The 17,630-nt window shown below is 37.0% G+C and carries 17 protein-coding genes and 1 pseudogene; 12 read left to right on the forward strand and 6 right to left on the reverse strand.

Annotation, left to right across the window (positions count from 1 at the left end; translation table 11 throughout):
* Positions 1 to 69 precede the first annotated feature (69 nt).
* Both METBO_RS09255 and METBO_RS09260 read right to left on the reverse strand, forming a co-directional pair.
* Positions 70 to 2,661, reverse strand: coding sequence for an ATP-dependent helicase (locus METBO_RS09255; RefSeq protein ID WP_013645445.1), 2,592 nt, complete (start codon positions 2,659 to 2,661; stop codon positions 70 to 72).
* 21 nt (positions 2,662 to 2,682) lie between these two features.
* Entirely contained in the window at positions 2,683 to 3,420 is a 738-nt protein-coding gene (locus METBO_RS09260; protein WP_013645446.1) for a metallophosphoesterase, read from the reverse strand.
* A 456-nt stretch (positions 3,421 to 3,876) separates the two neighbouring features.
* Between METBO_RS09260 and METBO_RS09265 the strand changes: the two genes are divergently transcribed.
* The 4 genes from METBO_RS09265 (at position 3,877) to METBO_RS09280 (ending at position 7,197) form a co-directional block, all read left to right on the forward strand.
* Positions 3,877 to 4,425: a PadR family transcriptional regulator gene (locus tag METBO_RS09265; RefSeq protein ID WP_013645447.1), complete on the forward strand. Its 549-nt coding sequence runs from the start codon at positions 3,877 to 3,879 to the stop codon at positions 4,423 to 4,425.
* A complete protein-coding gene (locus tag METBO_RS09270; RefSeq protein ID WP_013645448.1) occupies positions 4,418 to 5,434 on the forward strand; it encodes an ABC transporter ATP-binding protein in 1,017 nt (338 codons plus the stop codon). The genes METBO_RS09265 and METBO_RS09270 overlap by 8 nt, the downstream gene beginning before the upstream one ends.
* A 5-nt stretch (positions 5,435 to 5,439) precedes the next feature.
* Positions 5,440 to 6,624, forward strand: coding sequence for an ABC transporter permease (locus METBO_RS09275; protein ID WP_013645449.1), 1,185 nt, complete (start codon positions 5,440 to 5,442; stop codon positions 6,622 to 6,624).
* 117 nt (positions 6,625 to 6,741) lie between these two features.
* Complete coding sequence (locus tag METBO_RS09280; protein WP_013645450.1) at positions 6,742 to 7,197, forward strand: hypothetical protein; 456 nt, start codon at positions 6,742 to 6,744, stop codon at positions 7,195 to 7,197.
* A 23-nt stretch (positions 7,198 to 7,220) separates the two neighbouring features.
* Here METBO_RS09280 and METBO_RS09285 read toward each other — a convergent pair whose 3' ends face one another.
* A complete protein-coding gene (locus METBO_RS09285) occupies positions 7,221 to 7,931 on the reverse strand; it encodes a hypothetical protein (RefSeq protein ID WP_158304908.1) in 711 nt (236 codons plus the stop codon).
* A gap of 655 nt (positions 7,932 to 8,586) precedes the next feature.
* Between METBO_RS09285 and METBO_RS09290 the strand changes: the two genes are divergently transcribed.
* Positions 8,587 to 9,144 carry a HEAT repeat domain-containing protein gene (locus METBO_RS09290; RefSeq protein WP_013645452.1) on the forward strand — a complete coding sequence of 186 codons (558 nt, stop codon included), beginning with the start codon at positions 8,587 to 8,589 and terminating at the stop codon, positions 9,142 to 9,144.
* Positions 9,145 to 9,227: 83 nt separating this feature from the next.
* On the opposite strand, the gene METBO_RS09295 is transcribed toward METBO_RS09290, so the two are convergent.
* Entirely contained in the window at positions 9,228 to 10,070 is an 843-nt protein-coding gene (locus METBO_RS09295) for a carbon-nitrogen hydrolase family protein (RefSeq protein ID WP_013645453.1), read from the reverse strand.
* Between the two features lie 244 nt (positions 10,071 to 10,314).
* Between METBO_RS09295 and METBO_RS09300 the strand changes: the two genes are divergently transcribed.
* The 6 genes and pseudogenes from METBO_RS09300 to METBO_RS13255 all read left to right on the forward strand — a co-directional run.
* The gene (locus METBO_RS09300) at positions 10,315 to 10,578 is read left to right on the forward strand and encodes a ferredoxin (RefSeq protein ID WP_013645454.1); all 264 of its coding nucleotides are present in this window, start codon (positions 10,315 to 10,317) and stop codon (positions 10,576 to 10,578) included.
* A gap of 18 nt (positions 10,579 to 10,596) precedes the next feature.
* Positions 10,597 to 11,001, forward strand: a complete 405-nt coding sequence (locus METBO_RS09305; RefSeq protein WP_013645455.1) for a TIR domain-containing protein — start codon at positions 10,597 to 10,599, stop codon at positions 10,999 to 11,001.
* 135 nt (positions 11,002 to 11,136) lie between these two features.
* On the forward strand, positions 11,137 to 11,988 hold the full coding sequence (locus METBO_RS09310) for an AAA family ATPase (protein WP_013645456.1): 852 nt from the start codon (positions 11,137 to 11,139) through the stop codon (positions 11,986 to 11,988).
* Positions 11,989 to 12,004: 16 nt separating this feature from the next.
* Positions 12,005 to 13,150, forward strand: coding sequence for a VWA domain-containing protein (locus tag METBO_RS09315; RefSeq protein ID WP_048186438.1), 1,146 nt, complete (start codon positions 12,005 to 12,007; stop codon positions 13,148 to 13,150).
* A gap of 407 nt (positions 13,151 to 13,557) precedes the next feature.
* Positions 13,558 to 13,713, forward strand: a complete 156-nt coding sequence (locus METBO_RS13685; RefSeq protein WP_158304909.1) for a hypothetical protein — start codon at positions 13,558 to 13,560, stop codon at positions 13,711 to 13,713.
* Positions 13,714 to 13,829: 116 nt separating this feature from the next.
* Positions 13,830 to 14,006 (forward strand): annotated as a pseudogene (locus METBO_RS13255) (FHA domain-containing protein); the annotation flags it as partial.
* A gap of 91 nt (positions 14,007 to 14,097) precedes the next feature.
* Here METBO_RS13255 and METBO_RS09320 read toward each other — a convergent pair.
* Entirely contained in the window at positions 14,098 to 14,883 is a 786-nt protein-coding gene (locus METBO_RS09320) for a metallophosphoesterase (protein ID WP_013645458.1), read from the reverse strand.
* Between the two features lie 213 nt (positions 14,884 to 15,096).
* Between METBO_RS09320 and METBO_RS09325 the strand changes: the two genes are divergently transcribed.
* A complete protein-coding gene (locus METBO_RS09325; RefSeq protein ID WP_013645459.1) occupies positions 15,097 to 16,599 on the forward strand; it encodes an MFS transporter in 1,503 nt (500 codons plus the stop codon).
* A gap of 56 nt (positions 16,600 to 16,655) precedes the next feature.
* On the opposite strand, the gene METBO_RS09330 is transcribed toward METBO_RS09325, so the two are convergent.
* Positions 16,656 to 17,606, reverse strand: coding sequence for an ABC transporter substrate-binding protein (locus tag METBO_RS09330; protein WP_013645460.1), 951 nt, complete (start codon positions 17,604 to 17,606; stop codon positions 16,656 to 16,658).
* Positions 17,607 to 17,630 lie beyond the last annotated feature (24 nt).

Below are 17,630 nucleotides of genomic sequence, written 5' to 3' on the forward strand. Positions count from 1 at the left end.
CAACACAAAAATAGAAGCCATTATCGTAGTAATTATTAGAAAAATATTTTCAACTAGCTGTTAAATTATTTATTCTGGGATCTCGTCTCCAATTTCCTTTATTATGGCCTGGTGCATTCTTCTGATAAATTCGATTCTTTCTTCGTATTTAAGGACATCGAGGTAGCTTTGTGCTACAAGGTTAAATGCAAATGGGGATGGAATTTGGGTGTCTATTCTTTTAAGATTCATTCTTCCATCTTGTATCATTTCAAGTACTTTTTTCGCATTTTTAACATCCATGTAATCTTCTATCACTTCACGCCTTGCTTCTCGAAGTATTGAAAAGTTTTCATCCAGATCCTTAACAAATTTGAGTAAAATTTTACCCTTCACCTGCTGTCTTGACACGCTCTTCTCATTTCCCTTGTACCTTCTAAGTATCATGAGGGATCTTCCTGCACAGTGCCTGAATCTTGCTGCTAAAGTTTCTGTTTTATCAATGGCTTTTATAAGAATTTCTTCGATATTGTCGGGTGTGAGCTCTTCAAGCACATCTATGCCTCCCACCTTTCCATCTGAACTCAAATAAAATCCATTGTCTGACACTGAAATCATCACGTCCCTCTTATACTTCTCTGCTATGAGGTAGGCAACTGCCCTTGAAAGTGCGTCGTTAACCCTTCTTCCGAACAAGCTGTGGAATATTACAAATTTTCTTCCTCCGTATCCCTTGTAAAATTCTATGAGAAGGGTTCTTGCACTGGGTATGGATGCGTAGATGTACTGTTCCCTGAAGTAGCTGTAGATTGAATTGGCTGCATTTAGATCCACGTAGAGGTATTCATGGATAAACTCCACTATTTCCTTCTTCTTCTTTTTGCTGTTAAATTTCTGTTCCATGATGGCTCTGAAGTTCTGTATAGACATTGCTAAGTCAAATGCCAGCGGTAATTGTTCTGAAAACCATGATGGAATGGTTGGAGGTCCTGAGGAAGGTGTTACATTCACCATCATGCCTCGGGCGTAGTTGAACCTGTAAATTTTACCTCCCAGTACGAAGGTGTCTCCCTTACGAAGCTTTTCCATGAAGTCCTCTTCTATCCTGCCTATGACCTGACCGTTGCACTTAACCCTGGCAGCTGATCTGTCGGGAATAGTTCCAATGTTGGTTGAATAGAGCATTCTTGCGAGTTTTCCCCTTTTTCCGAACTGTTTTTCCTTGTAGTCAACCCATATCTTGGCATAAACGTACCTGTCTTCAAGGCTTGTGTAGTCACCTGCAAGGTAACTTAAAACACTTAAAAAATCGTTTTGAGAAAGGTTTCTGTAGTTGTAACTGCTTTTTATAACGTTGTAGCCCTCTTCAATATCCCATTTACCTTCGATGGACATGCCGTATATTTGTTGGGAGAGTACGTCGAGGCAGTTGTTTGGTATGTGTATTTCATCTATCTTACCTTCAACTGCATTTTTAAGTATAAGGGAACATTCTACCAGATCATCCCTTTCAACCACTATTATTCTTCCCTTGGATTTATCATGGAGTCTGTGACCACTCCTACCTATTCTTTGAAGTGCCCTTGACACTGACTTGGGTGAGCTCACAAGCAACACCAGATCTATAAACCCAATGTCAATACCCAACTCAAGAGATGTTGATGATACAACAACCTTCAATTCTCCATCTTTAAGTTTGTTCTCTGCCTCGAGTCTGAGTTCCTTTGAAAGGGAGGAATGGTGTGCCATGATGTTCTCACCATGGTAAAATTCAGGAAATTTCTTTTTAAGGTTAAATACAACACTTTCAGTTCCGCTTCTGGTGTTGGTGAATATGAGTGTGGTTTTATGTTCTTGTATGAGTTCATGGAGCATTTCGTACATTGCGGTGTTTACTTCTTCGGGATCTGATTCCACAATATCTTCAACTGGACACAGTACTTTCATATCCAGTTTCTTGATGTAGTTAACATCTACAATTTTGCAGTTTCGAACTTTTCCACCTTGATATCCTACCAGGAAACCTGCTATCTTTTCTAGGGGATGGACAGTTGCACTGAGCCCTATTCTTGTATAGCCTCCAGTTAGGTGTTGTAATCTTTCGAGTGTTAAGCTCAGATGTACTCCCCTCTTGTTGTCTGCAAGGGAGTGTATCTCGTCCACAATTAGGTACTTGAGATTGCTGAGTTTTTCCCTGAATTTTGGTGCGCAGAGCAGTATTGAAAGGGTTTCAGGTGTGGTTATGAGGATATGGGGCGGTGTCTTCAACATTTTAGAACGTTGGTACTGGGTGGTGTCGCCTGTTCTTACTGCTTTTCGAATTCCCAGTTCCCGGCCTGCTATGGCTTCAATTTCTTTGAGGGGTTCTTCAAGATTTTTTTCAATGTCGTTATCCAGTGCCTTTAATGGTGAGATATAGATACAGTAAACATTATCATCCAGTTCCTTTTTTTCGGCGAGAGTTGTTAGTTCGCTTATGATAGATAGGAATGCTGTTAAAGTTTTTCCTGAGCCTGTGGGCGATGAAACCAGAACATTTTCTCCCGTGTGAATATCCATTATGGCATATCTCTGTGCCTCAGAGAAGGTTTCAAATTTACCACTGAACCATTTCTTTACCCATGGATGCAGTACCCTGTAAATTTCCTTGTCTGTGTAGGATTTTTCCTGTTTTTCAATCATTTTATTTATTCCCTAAATTACCTAGTAAAATTTGTCTTTAACCTTTAGTATATTCTTTATACGTCCAAAATATAGTACTTCAAAGTTTTCTACGCCGTAAACTTCAAATTCATCAGTTTTGTTATTTTTTAGAAGTGGTGAGAGTGGTTTTTCATGGAGAATATCCGATCCTTCGGTGACAAAATTGAACGACGGCATCACAATCATATTTTTATCTTGGTAGCTGCCCTTCATGTAACATTTGATCTTTTCAAGTCTTTCACCGTTTCTAATTCCTATACAGGGGTGTTCGTGGCCTATGATTATGGTTTTAGAATTTTTTAAGGTTGTTTCATCAGGGAGTTTGTCTCCATGCATGATCACATGTTCATTCAGTTCGTAGCTTTCATAAACTTCCAGGCCAGTTTTTTCTGCTATAAATTTTGTGAAGTTGTCGTGGTTGCCTTTGATGAGTATTGTATCCTGGAAATTGGTCTTCAGAAATTCTATGAAGTCCTTGGATTCCTTCCATTCTTGGCTTGTAATCCTCCCAAATTCATGTTTGAGATCTCCGTTAACAATCACTTTTTTTGGTTCATATTTTCGGATAATTTCGTTTATTCGCTCCAGTATCTTTTTGTATTGAAATCTTGGAACCATTATTCCTTCACGATTGAGGGCTCCTTCGTAACCTATGTGAATATCTGAAATTATCAGATGATCATTTATTATGAGGCCTAGATCCGCAATTTCTGCGTTGTAAATCGTGTTAGTTTCCATTTTTATCTGTGTTAGAGTTGAATATTTTATGTTTAAAGTGCGTGAGTTAAATATTGATAAAAAAAATCCTTAAAACATCGATGATTGTAATGAGTACGAAGTTACTGCAACCCTGATTATTATTAATTTAAGGTTGTTCATGAAACATATATAGTTGATCAAAGTGGTCATGATCTTGTTTAGAACTAAACTGATTTCATTTGAATAAAGGTATATTTAGATTTTAGCGGGTTATTTACTGTTTTAGTGGTTGACTTCCATTTTTTTTGTTTGAAAAACAACACCAAATAGATAGCTTTATATAATAGAAAAACATAATATCGACTAATCGATATCGGACATTTGATATTGATACATGATCCAAGGATCATCAAAGGGTTTCAAACACAATTACTTGTTTGATCCCTATCACAATATAGATATTATTTCGCATAGTCGATAGGAGTTGAAGATTTTATGTGGGACTTTTCGAAACTTCATGAAAAATTTCATGAAAAAATAGGGGAAATGCAGAGACTCGGAGGTATGAGGATCTGGATCATCCATGTTCTAGATGAAGGACCGAAAAACGGTGTTGAAATTATGGACGCCATAGAAGAACATCACAAAATGATGGAACAACGTCACATGACTGATGAACGCTTCAGACGCCATATGGCAAAAATGAAAAGGCCATCCCCGGGCTCAGTATACCCCATGTTAAAAAAAATGGTAGAAGAAGATTTGATAATAAAACTAGAGGACGGTAAGTACAAGTTAACTGAAAAAGGCCAGAAAATTGCATCCAGCTTCTTTGGCAGGTTCAGACCAAAAGAAGCCAACATGGACAAATGCGAAATGGTTGTTGAAAATGTACTGGCAGAGATCGAAGGTCATGTAGCATTCCTTGAAAGCATAAAGCCAGAAAAACTTGAAGAGTACTGCCCTAGGATCAATGCCCTCAACAAGAAATTCGAAGGAATCATGAACTCACTAAACAACCCAGAGGAAGAAGATCATGACTGAAAATGCAATAGAAATTAAAAACCTCACCAAAGAATTTGGTGATTTTAAGGCTGTGGACGATCTGTCCCTAAATGTTAAGGCCGGAGAAATCTTCGGATTTTTAGGTCCAAACGGGGCTGGAAAAAGTACAACCATAAGAATGCTCTGCACACTTGCACAGCCCACATCAGGCAGTGCCACTATTTCAGGTTATGACCTGGTGAAGGATGCTGCCAAGGTTCGTGAAAACATAGGCCTGGTAGCAGAGAAAATGATAATGTACGATGCGCTGACAGCTGCAGAGAATCTAAGGTTCTTTGGAAAACTGTACAGAATACCCAAGGTTGAACTCGAAAGAAGAATTGACGAACTCCTTGAAATGGTGAATATGCAGGAGTGGAAAGATACCCAGATAAACAAGTTTTCAACTGGAATGAAACAACGAATCAACGTTATTCGGGCTCTTTTACCAGAACCCAAAATAATATTCATGGACGAACCCACACTTGGACTGGATCCCCAGACAACATTTTCAATACGGGAAATAATCCGAGACATTAACAAAAAGGGAGTTACAGTGATCTTAACCACACATGCAATGGTTGAAGCTGAAGCACTGAGTGATAGAGTTGCAATAATCGATCACGGAAAAATTGCTGCTTTAGACACACCGGAAAATCTTAAAAATATGATTTCAGACGAAAATACCACCATTTTCAGTGTGAAAATAACCAATCTAACAAGTCACCTCATTGAAAGTATCAAAAACCTTGAAAATGTGACTGCCCTAGCACAACAAGATGATCACACCCTAAAAATTAGTGCAACTGGAGAAAATGCCTTAAACATCATCATTGACTCCATCAGAGCAAAGGGAGGAAACATCTTTTCAATTACAAACAGCAATGAATCAACCCTGGAAGATGTGTTTTTAGCACTCACAGGAAAGGAAATACGGGATCATGCCAGTGAAAAGGCTGCCCCAACTTCCCATGGACACGGTGCAAAAGCCCAGGCAAGGGTCAGGTGAAGCTAATGGATTTAATAAAACTATTTAAAGACAGTTACCACATCATGGCCAAGGATCTGCTGAGCTTGAGACGAAATAAAATGTCTCTGGCAGCATTATTCATCATGCCCGTAGCATTTTTGGTCATGTTTGGATTTATATTCCCCAGCGGCGGCACCCAAACCAATATGCCGGTCGGTATGGTAAACTTGGATGGTGGGCAGGGTAGCACAGAATTTATTTCACAGTTAAATGCCCTGAACTCCAACAACAGCTACTTGAAAATTCAAAACTTCACATCCACAGATGCAGCGAAAACACAGATAAATCAGGGAAAGCTCTATGGAACCTTTATAATACCGCCTGGTTTCAGTTATAACATGAGCCATGGTCAGTCTGCAAACGTGATCATGTACGTTGATAACAGTAACCCTCAGATGGCCACACAGATGGAAAGTGTGACATCCAACACCATTACCATGATGAATGGTCAACAGGCAGTGTATAATGTGGTGAACATGAGTGAAACAACTGGGCAAACTGTAAATCCCCAGGCAGTGGTATTCCCATACACTCCAAACATTGCAACAACCATTCCCGGTCAGAACAACTACTTCAACTTCCTAGCACCAGGACTCATGATCATGATAGTGATGATGACTGTCATGACAGGAATCCCAGAGGCAATATCAAAGGAAAAGGAGATTGGAACCTTTGATGGAATGTTATCAGCCCCAATAAATCAGATATCCATAATTTTGGGTAAAACTGCAGCCCTATGTGTCAGAGGATTTGGACAGTGCATACTCATACTGGTCCTTGCAGTGTTGTTCTTCGGTGTGACAATACAGGGAAGCATACTCCTAGCATTTTTCATGCTCCTACTGGGAATTTTCAGCTTCGTTGGAATAGGAATTGTTGCGGTGTCCATGTCAGAAGATCAAGCATCAGGAACTATGATAGTGAACCTTTTAATGTTCCCAATGATGTTTCTTGCTGGGATATTCTATCCACTACAGCAGATGCCATGGTTCATGCAGGACATCTCAAAAGTAATTCCACTCACCTATGCAGCAGATGCAATGCGTAAAATAATGCTCTTAAACGCAGGATTAGGAGACGTGATCACCCAAGTGCTCATACTCATAGCATTTGGTGTTGTGACAATGGCAATTGCAGTGCCACTCTTTAGAAGATCAATGACTCGATAAAAAAAAATAAAAAATAAGGGTAAGTTAAGTTGAAATTTCCATGGAAACCATAGTAACAAGTTAATATCCATGGAAACTTAATTTTACACCTTAATTAATTAAAGGAGGATAAAAAAAATGTTATTAGAAGAAAAAGCCAGACAGATAATTGAAAATGAATGTGACGATTATTTCTTAGGATTTGGTGATCTTCAAAACACGGACGATCCAATGATCCAAGGATACAACACACTGTTTAATGAGTATCCAACATCCATTTCAATTGGAATCACATTACCATTTTACAACGAATATTCAACCAATCCAGAAATTTATAACAGAACCAACTGTCAGTTAAAAACCATAACCATGAAAATCTGCGACCTACTCGAAGATGAAGGTTACAACTCATTTTCCTTCCCAAAAACCAACGACACCAATGAATCATACTTATCATTACATGTGATTGCTGCAAACCATGCAAATCTCGGAGAAATTGGTGAAAATGGCCTGTTAACAACCCCCGAAGTTGGTTCCGGTGTTAACTGGGGCACAATTCTCACTGATGCACCCCTAAAAATCAGCACAAACTAGGTTCTAAAACCAAACCCAAAGTTTCATCCTTCATTCTCTTTCTTTAAATTTTCTCTGTATTCTTTAACAGTTGCCTTATAATCACTCTTTAAAATAGATACTGTGGTTACAATAAAAATAATCGCCACTACAAAAATAGTACATGTGGTTGGATCCCTTACAAAAATTAATATCCCGGGTGATAAAAGAATAAGAGCATAGCATGCCCATCCTTGCCAACTAATAGGCTTTGGAATCCCACCAACTTTAAATTTAAACCAGTACTCATCAAAGTCCAGTTTTGTGGAATAAAATTCATCTGGTTCATTTTCAACTTCAAATTCATTTTCTTCTTCAATATCCTTCGATATTTTTCTACGAATAAACAACATGCCTACAACTAGAAATAAAAATAAAGCACCAAAAGTGATTGAAACTTCAAAATTATCTATAATAATGGAAATTAGGCCAAAAAAACTTATTGAAAATATAATAGCTCCTACCCATGCTATTATTTTATCCCTTCGATCAATAACATTCATTGGTTTAAAAGAAAAGAAAAATGTTAAAACTGTCCCTACGCTCATAACAAAAAGAAGCACGTAAAAAACAGTGCTTTGAATATGTATCATGAAATATTCTAAACTGAACATCAATGCTAAAGTTACCAATGTAACTACAATAAATGCGAAACTATTCGGTTTTTTAGTATTGAAAAGATAGAATGAAGTAAGTATTATTCCAAATGCCAACATCAGGGGGCCAATATAACTATTCCCCATTGTCCAAATCAATCCAATTAAAATACTAATAATGCTAGAATACAGCATATTTTTACGCATTTTCATCATTAAATCATCCCAAATTTAATAAATTTAAATGTATAATTAATCCAATGTTAGTTTTAATTTAAAATATCACATTTTAACTATATGAATTATCTTCATAAACTTAACATCTCAATATTATTGTATTTAATCCTACAAAAAAATATATATTGCCGATTCCAACGACCGAAATATGTGAAATTAGATATGCTCAGATTGTAGTACTTCTGCAGATTATTAATAGTGTATTAATCCTCATCATGACTCCCTAATAAAAACATATTTTGACCATGCATATGTTAATTGGAATATAATACAAAATGGGGAATTAAGGAATGGTATAATGCAAATACTTTGAATCAATCATAGGATAGTTTAAAAAAATCAATTTATAAAAATATTAAATAGCTTAAATTAAAATTAATGTAGTTGAAGGAATTAAATTAAGAGAAAAGTGATGCCCAATGGATACTTTTTTTACTTGAAACAAAAAAAAATATTATGTGTAATATGAAGTTGGGTATCTTGTTTAAAAATTAATATCTAAAATTTTTGATTCACAAAAAAAATATGGTGTATGTCCATGGAATTTGAAGATTTACTAAAACAATTGGAAGATGATGATCCTGCAGTTCGTAGGGATGCAGTTGAACAGCTTGGTGTTGAAGGTGTAAAAGTCAATGTTGAACCATTGATGAAAGCATTGAATGATGAAAATCCTGATGTGAGATTTCAAGCATCCAAATCACTTGCAGAAGTTGGAGAACCTGCAGTAGACCCACTTATCCAAGCTTTAAAGGGTGATGAAGGTAACACTAAACGGTATGCAACCTTCGCCTTGAAAAATATGGGTGATGATAACGTGGTTGTTCACCTCATAGATGCCCTTGAAGACGATGATTGGAGTGTTAGAAAAACATCAGCCAAATCCCTCGGGGAAATGGGCAACCAAAAAGCTGTTGAACCACTCATAAACACCCTTCAAGATGATGATTGGGGAGTTCGTTGTTCTGCTGCCAAGGCCCTGGGAGATCTTGGGGATGAAACAGCAATTGACCCACTAAAAAAGGCCAGACGAGCTGCTAAAGGAGATAAAGAATTTAAAAAAGTTGCAACCAAGGCCATAAAAAAGATAGGTTAATAAAAGCCAAATTTTAGTCAATCATGGAAGAAATTTACTGTTAACCTTCCATATTTTTGTTTGAATTTATATTAATTAGTTCTTTATTCTTTTTTTATTAGTTCATAGATATCTTCACGTCTATTTTTTAAAAGTGGAAGTTCTTCACGTATTTTGTTAACCATATCTTCATTTATGGTTGCATAAACTATGGTTTCTTCTTCCTTAGCAGTTTCAACCACATCACCCCAAGGATCAACCACCATTGAATGACCATAGGCAACATAGGACAGTTCATCATTTTTTGCAGGTGATACAGCCACCACATAGATTTGGTTATCAATGGCACGTGTTCTAATGGTGGTTTCCCAATGAGCAGGTCCTGTTGTCATGTTAAATGCTCCTGGCACCACAACGAGTTTGGCACCTTCCATTGCCATCAACCTAAAGAGTTCAGGAAATCTCAGATCAAAACATATGGCCACACCAAACTTCATAAAAGGGGTTTCTACAACAGTGACCTTGTCTCCAGGAGTTATGGTGTTGGATTCTTTGAAACTTATTCCATCACTAACCTCAACATCGAACAGGTGGATCTTCCTGTGAACATCCAACACCTCCCCACGATCATCAAAGACGAAACTTGAGTTGTAAATGTTTCCACAACTCTCCTCTGGAATGGAACCTGCAACCACATAAACATTATTTTCATCCGCAGCCCTTGAAATTGCTTTTAAAGACTTACTAGTCTTTCTATTTTCTGCATACTCCACGAACTTATCATTATCATACGGACAGTTAAACATCTCTGGAAGTACAACCAAAGTTGCGCCGTTAACATTGGCTTCCCTGATCATTGAAACTGCCCTTTCAAGGTTTTCGTCCTTGCTCTCAACCACATTCATCTGACACAGGGCTATTTCAAAGCTTTTTTTCTTCAAGATCATCACCTTCCAAACATAGAGTAGACAAAGTATCTCACATCAAACCTGGCATTGCCTTTTTTCTGTTAAGTTCTAGTTTACATTACACCTCTAAACTAATTTTTGAAATAAAACCTAATTTTTGATTCCTAACACTTCAAAAATATAAACTTGCATCTGATGTTTCCTAAATAAAAACTTCCACATCCAATTTAAACTTTAAAAAGATTAAAAAAATCTATATAGAAATAATACCAAATATAGTGGTATGAATTCTGGAAACAGTGATGATAACCCAAAATTTTTAGTAGTTGTGGAAAGGGATAAATGTACCTCTTGTGGAACATGTGAAGATGCGTGTCCTGAACTCTTTGAATTAGACTCTGAAAGTCTGGCACATATTAAAGGTTCTAAAAGAGTGGGAAACAACGATGAACTTGGCGTGGAAACTGAAGATTGTAGTTTAGATGCTGCTGAGAGCTGTCCAGTTATGTGTATTCATGTTTACGAAGATGGTGAAGAACTCATCTAAATTAGTGGTGGAAAGGTTATGATGGAAGAGGAATCAGAGACTTACAGTTTGTTCATAAGCCAACTCGACGAAACAACCTACGAATATGACAGGTTAATAGGAAAACTGAGCTCAGTTGAGGATTTTAAATTTGAAGATCATTCAGTTCCAGGGAAAACTTCAAAGGAAGAACTTGAAGATCAGATGAAGGATGTTGATGTGGTGGTTATTTTATCCGGCCTTTATTCAACGGATAAAAGTCTCATAGAACGGGAAATAGATGTTGCAAAGACACTTCAAAAACCCATCATAATGGTAAGACCCTACGGAATGGAGAATGTTCCAGGAAAAATCGAAGAAGTTGCAAATGAAGTTATTGGATGGAACGCAGGTTGTATAATCGAATCCATTACCGAAACCCTTGAAGAAGAGGAAGATTTTTAAAATTAATAGCTTCAAATTCTTTGGCACCATTCATAATAAGCAGTACAATATTTTTTTTAATAAGATACTATTTTTTTTCTTTGGTTGTTTGCGAAATAAATAATTTTATAATTTCCAAAAACCAAATAGTGATCCATGAATACCCATGATCTCAGCATGGAAGAACTTGAAGAAAAACTCATTGAAAACAATTACATTCCAGATAAAAACACATTAATAACTGTTTATTTAGCATTTAAACTAAAAAAACCTTTGATTGTTGAAGGACCTCCAGGAGTGGGTAAAACAGAACTTTCAAAGGCCATAAGCAGAAGTTTTAACATGGATTTTTTCAGGGTTCAATGCTACGAAGGAATAACCTTTGAACAAATAGTTGGGGAGTGGAACTACCAGAAACAGCTCCTGCACCTTGAAATGAATAGGATAAAGGAGATAAAGGAAACGGATCTAGATGTTTTTCATGAAGAATTTTTTATTAAAAGACCGCTACTTCAGGGTTTTATTAACCCAGATCCATCCATCATCCTCATCGATGAAATTGATAAGGCAGACGAAGAAGTTGAAAGCTTTCTTTTACAGGCCCTTGGAGAAAGTCAGATCACAGTCAACGACCTTGGGACCTTCGAACTCAACAACGATCTCATGGTTATAATGACATCCAATTCACAGCGACAACTACTAGATGAAACCAAGGACAGATGCCTGTTTTTATACATAGATTATCCAACCCCAGAGAGGGAGATGGAAATTGTAAAGGCAACCCTTCCAGACGCGTCACAAAAACTGATTGAAAGTGTTGTAAAAAGGATAAATGAACTTAGAAACATGAACCTGGTTAAAAAACCCTCGATCAGAGCCACCATTGACTGGGTTAAAACCCTCATGAATTTCAATGAAACTGAATTGAACCAGGAAAATTTCAAAGACACTGTAACAGTTGTTTTAAAGAGTGAAGATGACAAGAAAAAAGTCATGAAAAAATACTGAATGAAATTAGTTTTTTATTATGAAGGAAATCGTAAATTTTTCCAAGGTTTTAAGGGAAGCTAACTTTCCAGTTAGTGTAAGAACTACACAGGCAGCTTGTGAAACCTATGAAATCTTTAAGGGTGATGATGAAAATCTTAAGGAAGCCCTTAGAGCAGTTTATGTCAAGGACAAGGTTCAAGATAAAAAATTTGATAAAATATTCAAATCAGTGTTTAAAGGGGAAGATGGTGACAAGTCAGAGGAAGTCAAAGGTGCTGATAAAGGATCAAATAAGACCCGGAAATTTTTAAAGGCTTACAACTACAAGATTCGGGTTCAAGATTCAAAGCCCATGAAGATCAACCTGAATGAATCTGATATCACGGACTACAGACCTCCCCTTGATGACTATCTAAAACCGCCATTAGATGACAATGAACTTATGAAACGGGACATTAAACATCTGACAACCTTCGAGCCGGAGCTTCTGGATCTCTGCCAGAGACTCGGCAAAAAAATTGCAAACAAGAGGGTTCGAAGGCAAAAACTTGCAAGTAACGTGCATCCAGACATTAGGAAAACCATAAGGAAAAACTTGAAAAACGGCGGTGCACTCATTGAAGTGGTTAAAACCAAGCCCAGAATAAAGAAAAGCAGACACTTCTTTTTAAACGATGTGAGTGGCTCCTGTGACTGGGTGAGCAACTGGTTTTTTTGCATGGTTTACGCAGCTTTAAACTCTTTCAAATTAGCAAGAACATTTGAATTTGATAATAAAACCATTGAAACCACAGCAGCCCTTAAAGAACCGAATATTCTGGATGCATTTATAAAGGTGAGGGATATGCGTCAGAAAAATTTGATGATACACGGAACCTCCAACATGTACAGGGCATTCAAAGAATTCGAAACAGTTGCGAAACTCAACAACAAGTCATTTGTTCTTGTACTAAGTGATTGTAGAGATTGGGCAGGTCCTAAATCCGAGGGCAAACCATTGAGTTCTGAACTAATGGAGTACATGGTTAACAAATCCAAGAAGGTTTTAATTTTAAATCCTGAACCCAGTAACAAATGGAACATTGCAGACAGCTGTGTTTCTGATTACGAAGCTGTTGGAGCACATGTTCATGAGGTCAGAAATTTGGAACAACTGGCAGATCTCATCACACTCATCTAACAAAAACCAACCCAGAATATACTCCCATGGGATCTTAGTTTAAATGAAAGTAACCAATTACATTATTAAAAGTTTGAGCTGACCATCCATAATAGTGTTAGGTAAATGTGATATAACGATTGTCCGACTCAAAAAGATTATTTTTAAACTGCGACACATAGGGTTGGACAGTTTCATACCATCAGTTCTCTGTATTTCCATAATAAGTTGGGCAGAATAAACTGTGAGAGGTTCTTTGTTTTGTAAAGTTTTAAATAAAATATGGAAATAAATAATACTGATAACTGTTAAAATGGATATTTGTTCATGAAAATGTTAAATCTTAGAAACATTAATACCAATGAGCCCTAGGAAAATGTTAAGATGAGCTTGAGCAAAATTTTGGCGATAATACTTTCTGTCACTGCTTGGGATTAGTTATAGCCCTGATTATTTTTGGATTGGAAGATTTTTCAACATTGTTCCAAAAGATATTCGTAGACCTTATCTTCGCAGTGATAATGGCAGTAATTGTGGGATTGGGTAATAGACAGAATATACAGGAAGTACTCACCCCAGTCTAAGATATTGAAGACCACCCTGAACATAGTCTCAGTAACAATGTTTCCTTTGCTAAATTAATCCTTCCAAACAACATCAACATCCTTGTTAATGTGCAGAAAGGGTTGTTGGAAGAGAAGATTTTGTTGGGGTGATATCCACCGACAAACTCCTCTACATTGGGAAGGATCATCTGAAGATAACCAAGGTCGGGGACCACTTTTACATCCAAGATCTGAACACCAAAAACGGCACCAAGATCAACGGGGGAACCCTTGTGCCCAACGAAAAAAAACTGCTAAGATCTGGAAGATGATGTAGAAGTCGGACAAACAGTTAAGATATACTACCATGAAAAGCTTGAAAAAAGTGAACACTAAAAAAAATTAAGTCTCTATTTCTAATTTCTAGCTGTACCAGTGCAAATTTTCCATGCTAAGCAGATCTCTTGCCCTTTCAATGTTGTTCTTGAGATTTATAACCAAATAGGACTTTTTACCCAGTGAAAAACTGGATGAAACCACTAACTGTTTATCGTACACCATTTTAACACCATCAACAGGTGTGTGACCAACTATCATGGCATTGCAGTTAACCACCCTCAGAAAATTGTTTAGATCCTCTTTATTGAAGTTTTCTTCCCTATTCCAAAGTAACTGGTAGAGTTTATTATTATCCTCTCCGTAACCCTTGTCAGTAATGTGAACAATATCTTCAATTGAGTTAATGCGTCTTGGAGGGCCGCCATGACTTATAAAAAGTTTATTATCGGTTTTAACTGCTACTGGGAGTTTTTTGAAAAAATTTTGATACTCTTCAAGTTTAACTTCCCAACCATTCCCAAAACGATCCTTCAACAACTTTATAAAACTGTGTGACTGATTAACACCACCTTTGTACACTGAAACCATGGAGATCGCTGACCATTCATGGTTACCCAGTAAAGCATGGAAATTTTTACAGTGTTTAAAGTTGTGCATCACAGATTCCAAGATATCGATGGATCTGTCATCCTTTTTACCCATGGCATGTATAAAATCTCCGGTTATAATAAAATGGAAATTTTTTTCGCCATATTTTTTCCATAATTCCAAGTATTTATTGTAGTCTGTGAGGTTACCATGAATATCAGTTACAACGATTGCATGACCTTCCTTTGGCAGTTCAATAAGTTTCCCCCTATAAAACCCCATAGTATTAATTATTGGTGATTTAGTATATAAATTTGTATCTTTGCACCAAATATTTCCAAAATCATTGTATAAATTTTAGATATTAACCGAATTTTTTAAATATTAATTAATTTTAATTCGAAGATACGTTTATTAAGTGTCTGTTAATAATAAAAACATGGGGGTATTTATAACGATGTGCAACAAAAGGAAATTATATCAGTTTAGATCAGCATGTTCAACAAGAATTCCCCCACTAAAATCAGCCAAAATCTGATTGGATTTATAATTGCCTTCAGTGTTTTTATATGGTCTTTTAGTGCAGGAATAGTGACAATTGCACTGCCAACAATATCCCAGTACATGGATATTAATACCGCACTGGTGTCATGGGTAGTTGTTGCCCATCTTCTTGTTTTAACTAGTTTTCTCCTAATATTTGGTAAAATCGGGGATTATGTAGGCTACAAAAATATCTACCTGGGCGGTTTATTTTTGTTCACAGTTGGATCCTACCTCTCAGGAATATCCCTGGGCATTACCCAACTAATAGCTTCAAGAATCCTTCAGGGTGTGGGTTCTGCCATGCTGTTATCAATGACCCCTGCAATAATTTCAAAGGTTTTCCCACATACAACAAGGGGTAAAATATTCGGTTTTATTTCCCTTGCAACCACAATAGGACTTTCCCTTGGTTACGGGGTTGGTGGTATTGTAACAGAGTACATGGGATGGCATTGGATATTCTTTGTAACAGTTCCACTTGGAGCTGCAGCTACCATTTTAACCTACTTCTATCTTCCTGAACTTAAAACCGGAATTGAGTACCGTGGATTTGATCTGGTTGGATCCATTCTGATATTTTTAGCTGTTATCCTGTTGATAATGCCAATTGAAATGGGAAGTAAACTAGGTTGGACTTCACCACTTATCATAGGTGGCTTAATTTCTTCGGGAGTTATCTTTTTAATCTTCTACCAATGGGAACACAATTACAAAAATCCGCTCTTCCATATATGTCTTCTTAAACAAAAACAGCTCAATATTTCAATAATAGCAGGTTTTATGACCAGTTTCGTTTTAACAGGAACCATATTCCTTTTACCATTCTACTTTGAACTAATACTCAACTACGATACAGATGTTGCTGGAATAATAATTCTCCTATCAACACTCCTAATAATTGTTGTTGGACCCATGTCCGGAAGGTTGGCAGATAAAATTGGATCTAAATTGCCTGCAATACTCGGGGCACTTTTACTTGCCACCACCATGATAATACTCACGCTGATAGATCCCACAGTTGGAGAGTTTGGTGTTGTACTGATTATATTAGCCCTCATAATGAGATCACTGGCCGATGGAATATTTTCACCTGCAAACAACAAGCTGGTCATGAGCCACAGCCCCCCAAAAATGGTTGGGTCGGTTTCAAGCCTGTTGAACACTGCAAAATATTTAGGATTGGTGTTGGGGGTTGTTATCTTTGAAACAATATTTGACAGTACAATCAGCCACTCATCCGGACATATGGAAGGTGTCACTGGAACAGGGGCTTTCCAGTACAGTGTACCTGTTGAAACACTTCTAACAGGATTTCACCACGCATTCATGATTGGTGTGTTTATATGTGTCTTAATAGTTGCTGCATCATTCCTTGCAAAGGAAAACACCGATGTAACAGATGGACTTGAAGTGGAACCCATCAATAAAGATATAATTGAACCAGAAAGTTAATATTTAACTCAGTTTCCATTTCCAATCATAAATTTAAAAAAAATAAATCACTGAATTTAGTTGGGTAGGAAATTATAATTCACTATCTGTGAAAGGGTTAAATTATTTTTAACGTAACCAAGCTGTTGTTGAAGACTGACCAGTTTCATGAGATTATTATCGTATTCTGTGTTTGGTTCTGAAATAAATTTAACATGTTCCAACGATGCAAGTTCGATGTTGGGGTTAGTTCCAAGCTTATTTGAAACTATTATCGATGTTTCATTCAAATTTCCATTGATGTAGTCAGTTGCTTCGGTATGGGCCTTTAAAAATTTTCTTAGTTGATCAGGCTTTTTTGTCATCATATTCTGGGTTGCAAATATCACGCAACATGGATGATCATCCCATATGTCGCTTGAATAAATAAACACATCATCTTCTCCAGTTAAATTTGCCTGGGTAACGTAGGGTTCCCATGCAATAAAAGCAGATGCCCTATTATCAGTCAAAGCCTCCTGCATGAGTGGTACTTCAAATTGGGATATGTTAATGTTCGACGTACTTACGTTGTTCTTCATAAGCATGTATCTCAACAAAACATCCTGAATACTTCCGGATCCTGGTTCTAAAATTGTTTTTCCCTCGAGATCCTTTAAATTAGTTATGTTACTCCCATTTTGAACAACAATTCCACTTCCATCTTCGTTTGCGGGAGCCACAATTTTAATGGTTGAATTTTTATCAATTGAACTGGTGATTGGAGTTATTCCACAAAATCCAACATCTAATTGATTTTTGTTGGCAGCATCTATCATGTCTGCACCATTTTTAAAGGGCACCATCTGCACCTTGAAGCCTTCCTTCTCATACATGCCCTTGGCATTGGCAACAAAAAGTGCTGAATGATGATTGCTTGGAAGGTATCCCACCACTATGGTATCGGATGTAACTGTATAGTAGTCATAAGTTCCGTATACCATTACAACTGCCAGTACAATCAATCCCAAGTATAAATATTTCTTCATATTTCCTCACAAAGCTAATTCAGT

Source organism: Methanobacterium lacus (assembly GCF_000191585.1).
Classification (GTDB): Archaea; Methanobacteriota; Methanobacteria; order Methanobacteriales; family Methanobacteriaceae; genus Methanobacterium_B; species Methanobacterium_B lacus.

Bases quoted from the DNA above. Each gene is read 5' to 3' on its own strand.
- METBO_RS09255 (WP_013645445.1), bottom strand. From the start codon at position 2,661: ATGATTGAAAAACAGGAAAAATCCTACACAGACAAGGAAATTTACAGG.
- METBO_RS09260 (WP_013645446.1), bottom strand. From the start codon at position 3,420: ATGGAAACTAACACGATTTACAACGCAGAAATTGCGGATCTAGGCCTC.
- METBO_RS09265 (WP_013645447.1), top strand. From the start codon at position 3,877: ATGTGGGACTTTTCGAAACTTCATGAAAAATTTCATGAAAAAATAGGG.
- METBO_RS09270 (WP_013645448.1), top strand. From the start codon at position 4,418: ATGACTGAAAATGCAATAGAAATTAAAAACCTCACCAAAGAATTTGGT.
- METBO_RS09275 (WP_013645449.1), top strand. From the start codon at position 5,440: ATGGATTTAATAAAACTATTTAAAGACAGTTACCACATCATGGCCAAG.
- METBO_RS09280 (WP_013645450.1), top strand. From the start codon at position 6,742: ATGTTATTAGAAGAAAAAGCCAGACAGATAATTGAAAATGAATGTGAC.
- METBO_RS09285 (WP_158304908.1), bottom strand. From the start codon at position 7,931: ATGTTGGCATTTGGAATAATACTTACTTCATTCTATCTTTTCAATACT.
- METBO_RS09290 (WP_013645452.1), top strand. From the start codon at position 8,587: ATGGAATTTGAAGATTTACTAAAACAATTGGAAGATGATGATCCTGCA.
- METBO_RS09295 (WP_013645453.1), bottom strand. From the start codon at position 10,070: ATGATCTTGAAGAAAAAAAGCTTTGAAATAGCCCTGTGTCAGATGAAT.
- METBO_RS09300 (WP_013645454.1), top strand. From the start codon at position 10,315: ATGAATTCTGGAAACAGTGATGATAACCCAAAATTTTTAGTAGTTGTG.
- METBO_RS09305 (WP_013645455.1), top strand. From the start codon at position 10,597: ATGATGGAAGAGGAATCAGAGACTTACAGTTTGTTCATAAGCCAACTC.
- METBO_RS09310 (WP_013645456.1), top strand. From the start codon at position 11,137: ATGAATACCCATGATCTCAGCATGGAAGAACTTGAAGAAAAACTCATT.
- METBO_RS09320 (WP_013645458.1), bottom strand. From the start codon at position 14,883: ATGGGGTTTTATAGGGGGAAACTTATTGAACTGCCAAAGGAAGGTCAT.
- METBO_RS09325 (WP_013645459.1), top strand. From the start codon at position 15,097: ATGTTCAACAAGAATTCCCCCACTAAAATCAGCCAAAATCTGATTGGA.
- METBO_RS09330 (WP_013645460.1), bottom strand. From the start codon at position 17,606: ATGAAGAAATATTTATACTTGGGATTGATTGTACTGGCAGTTGTAATG.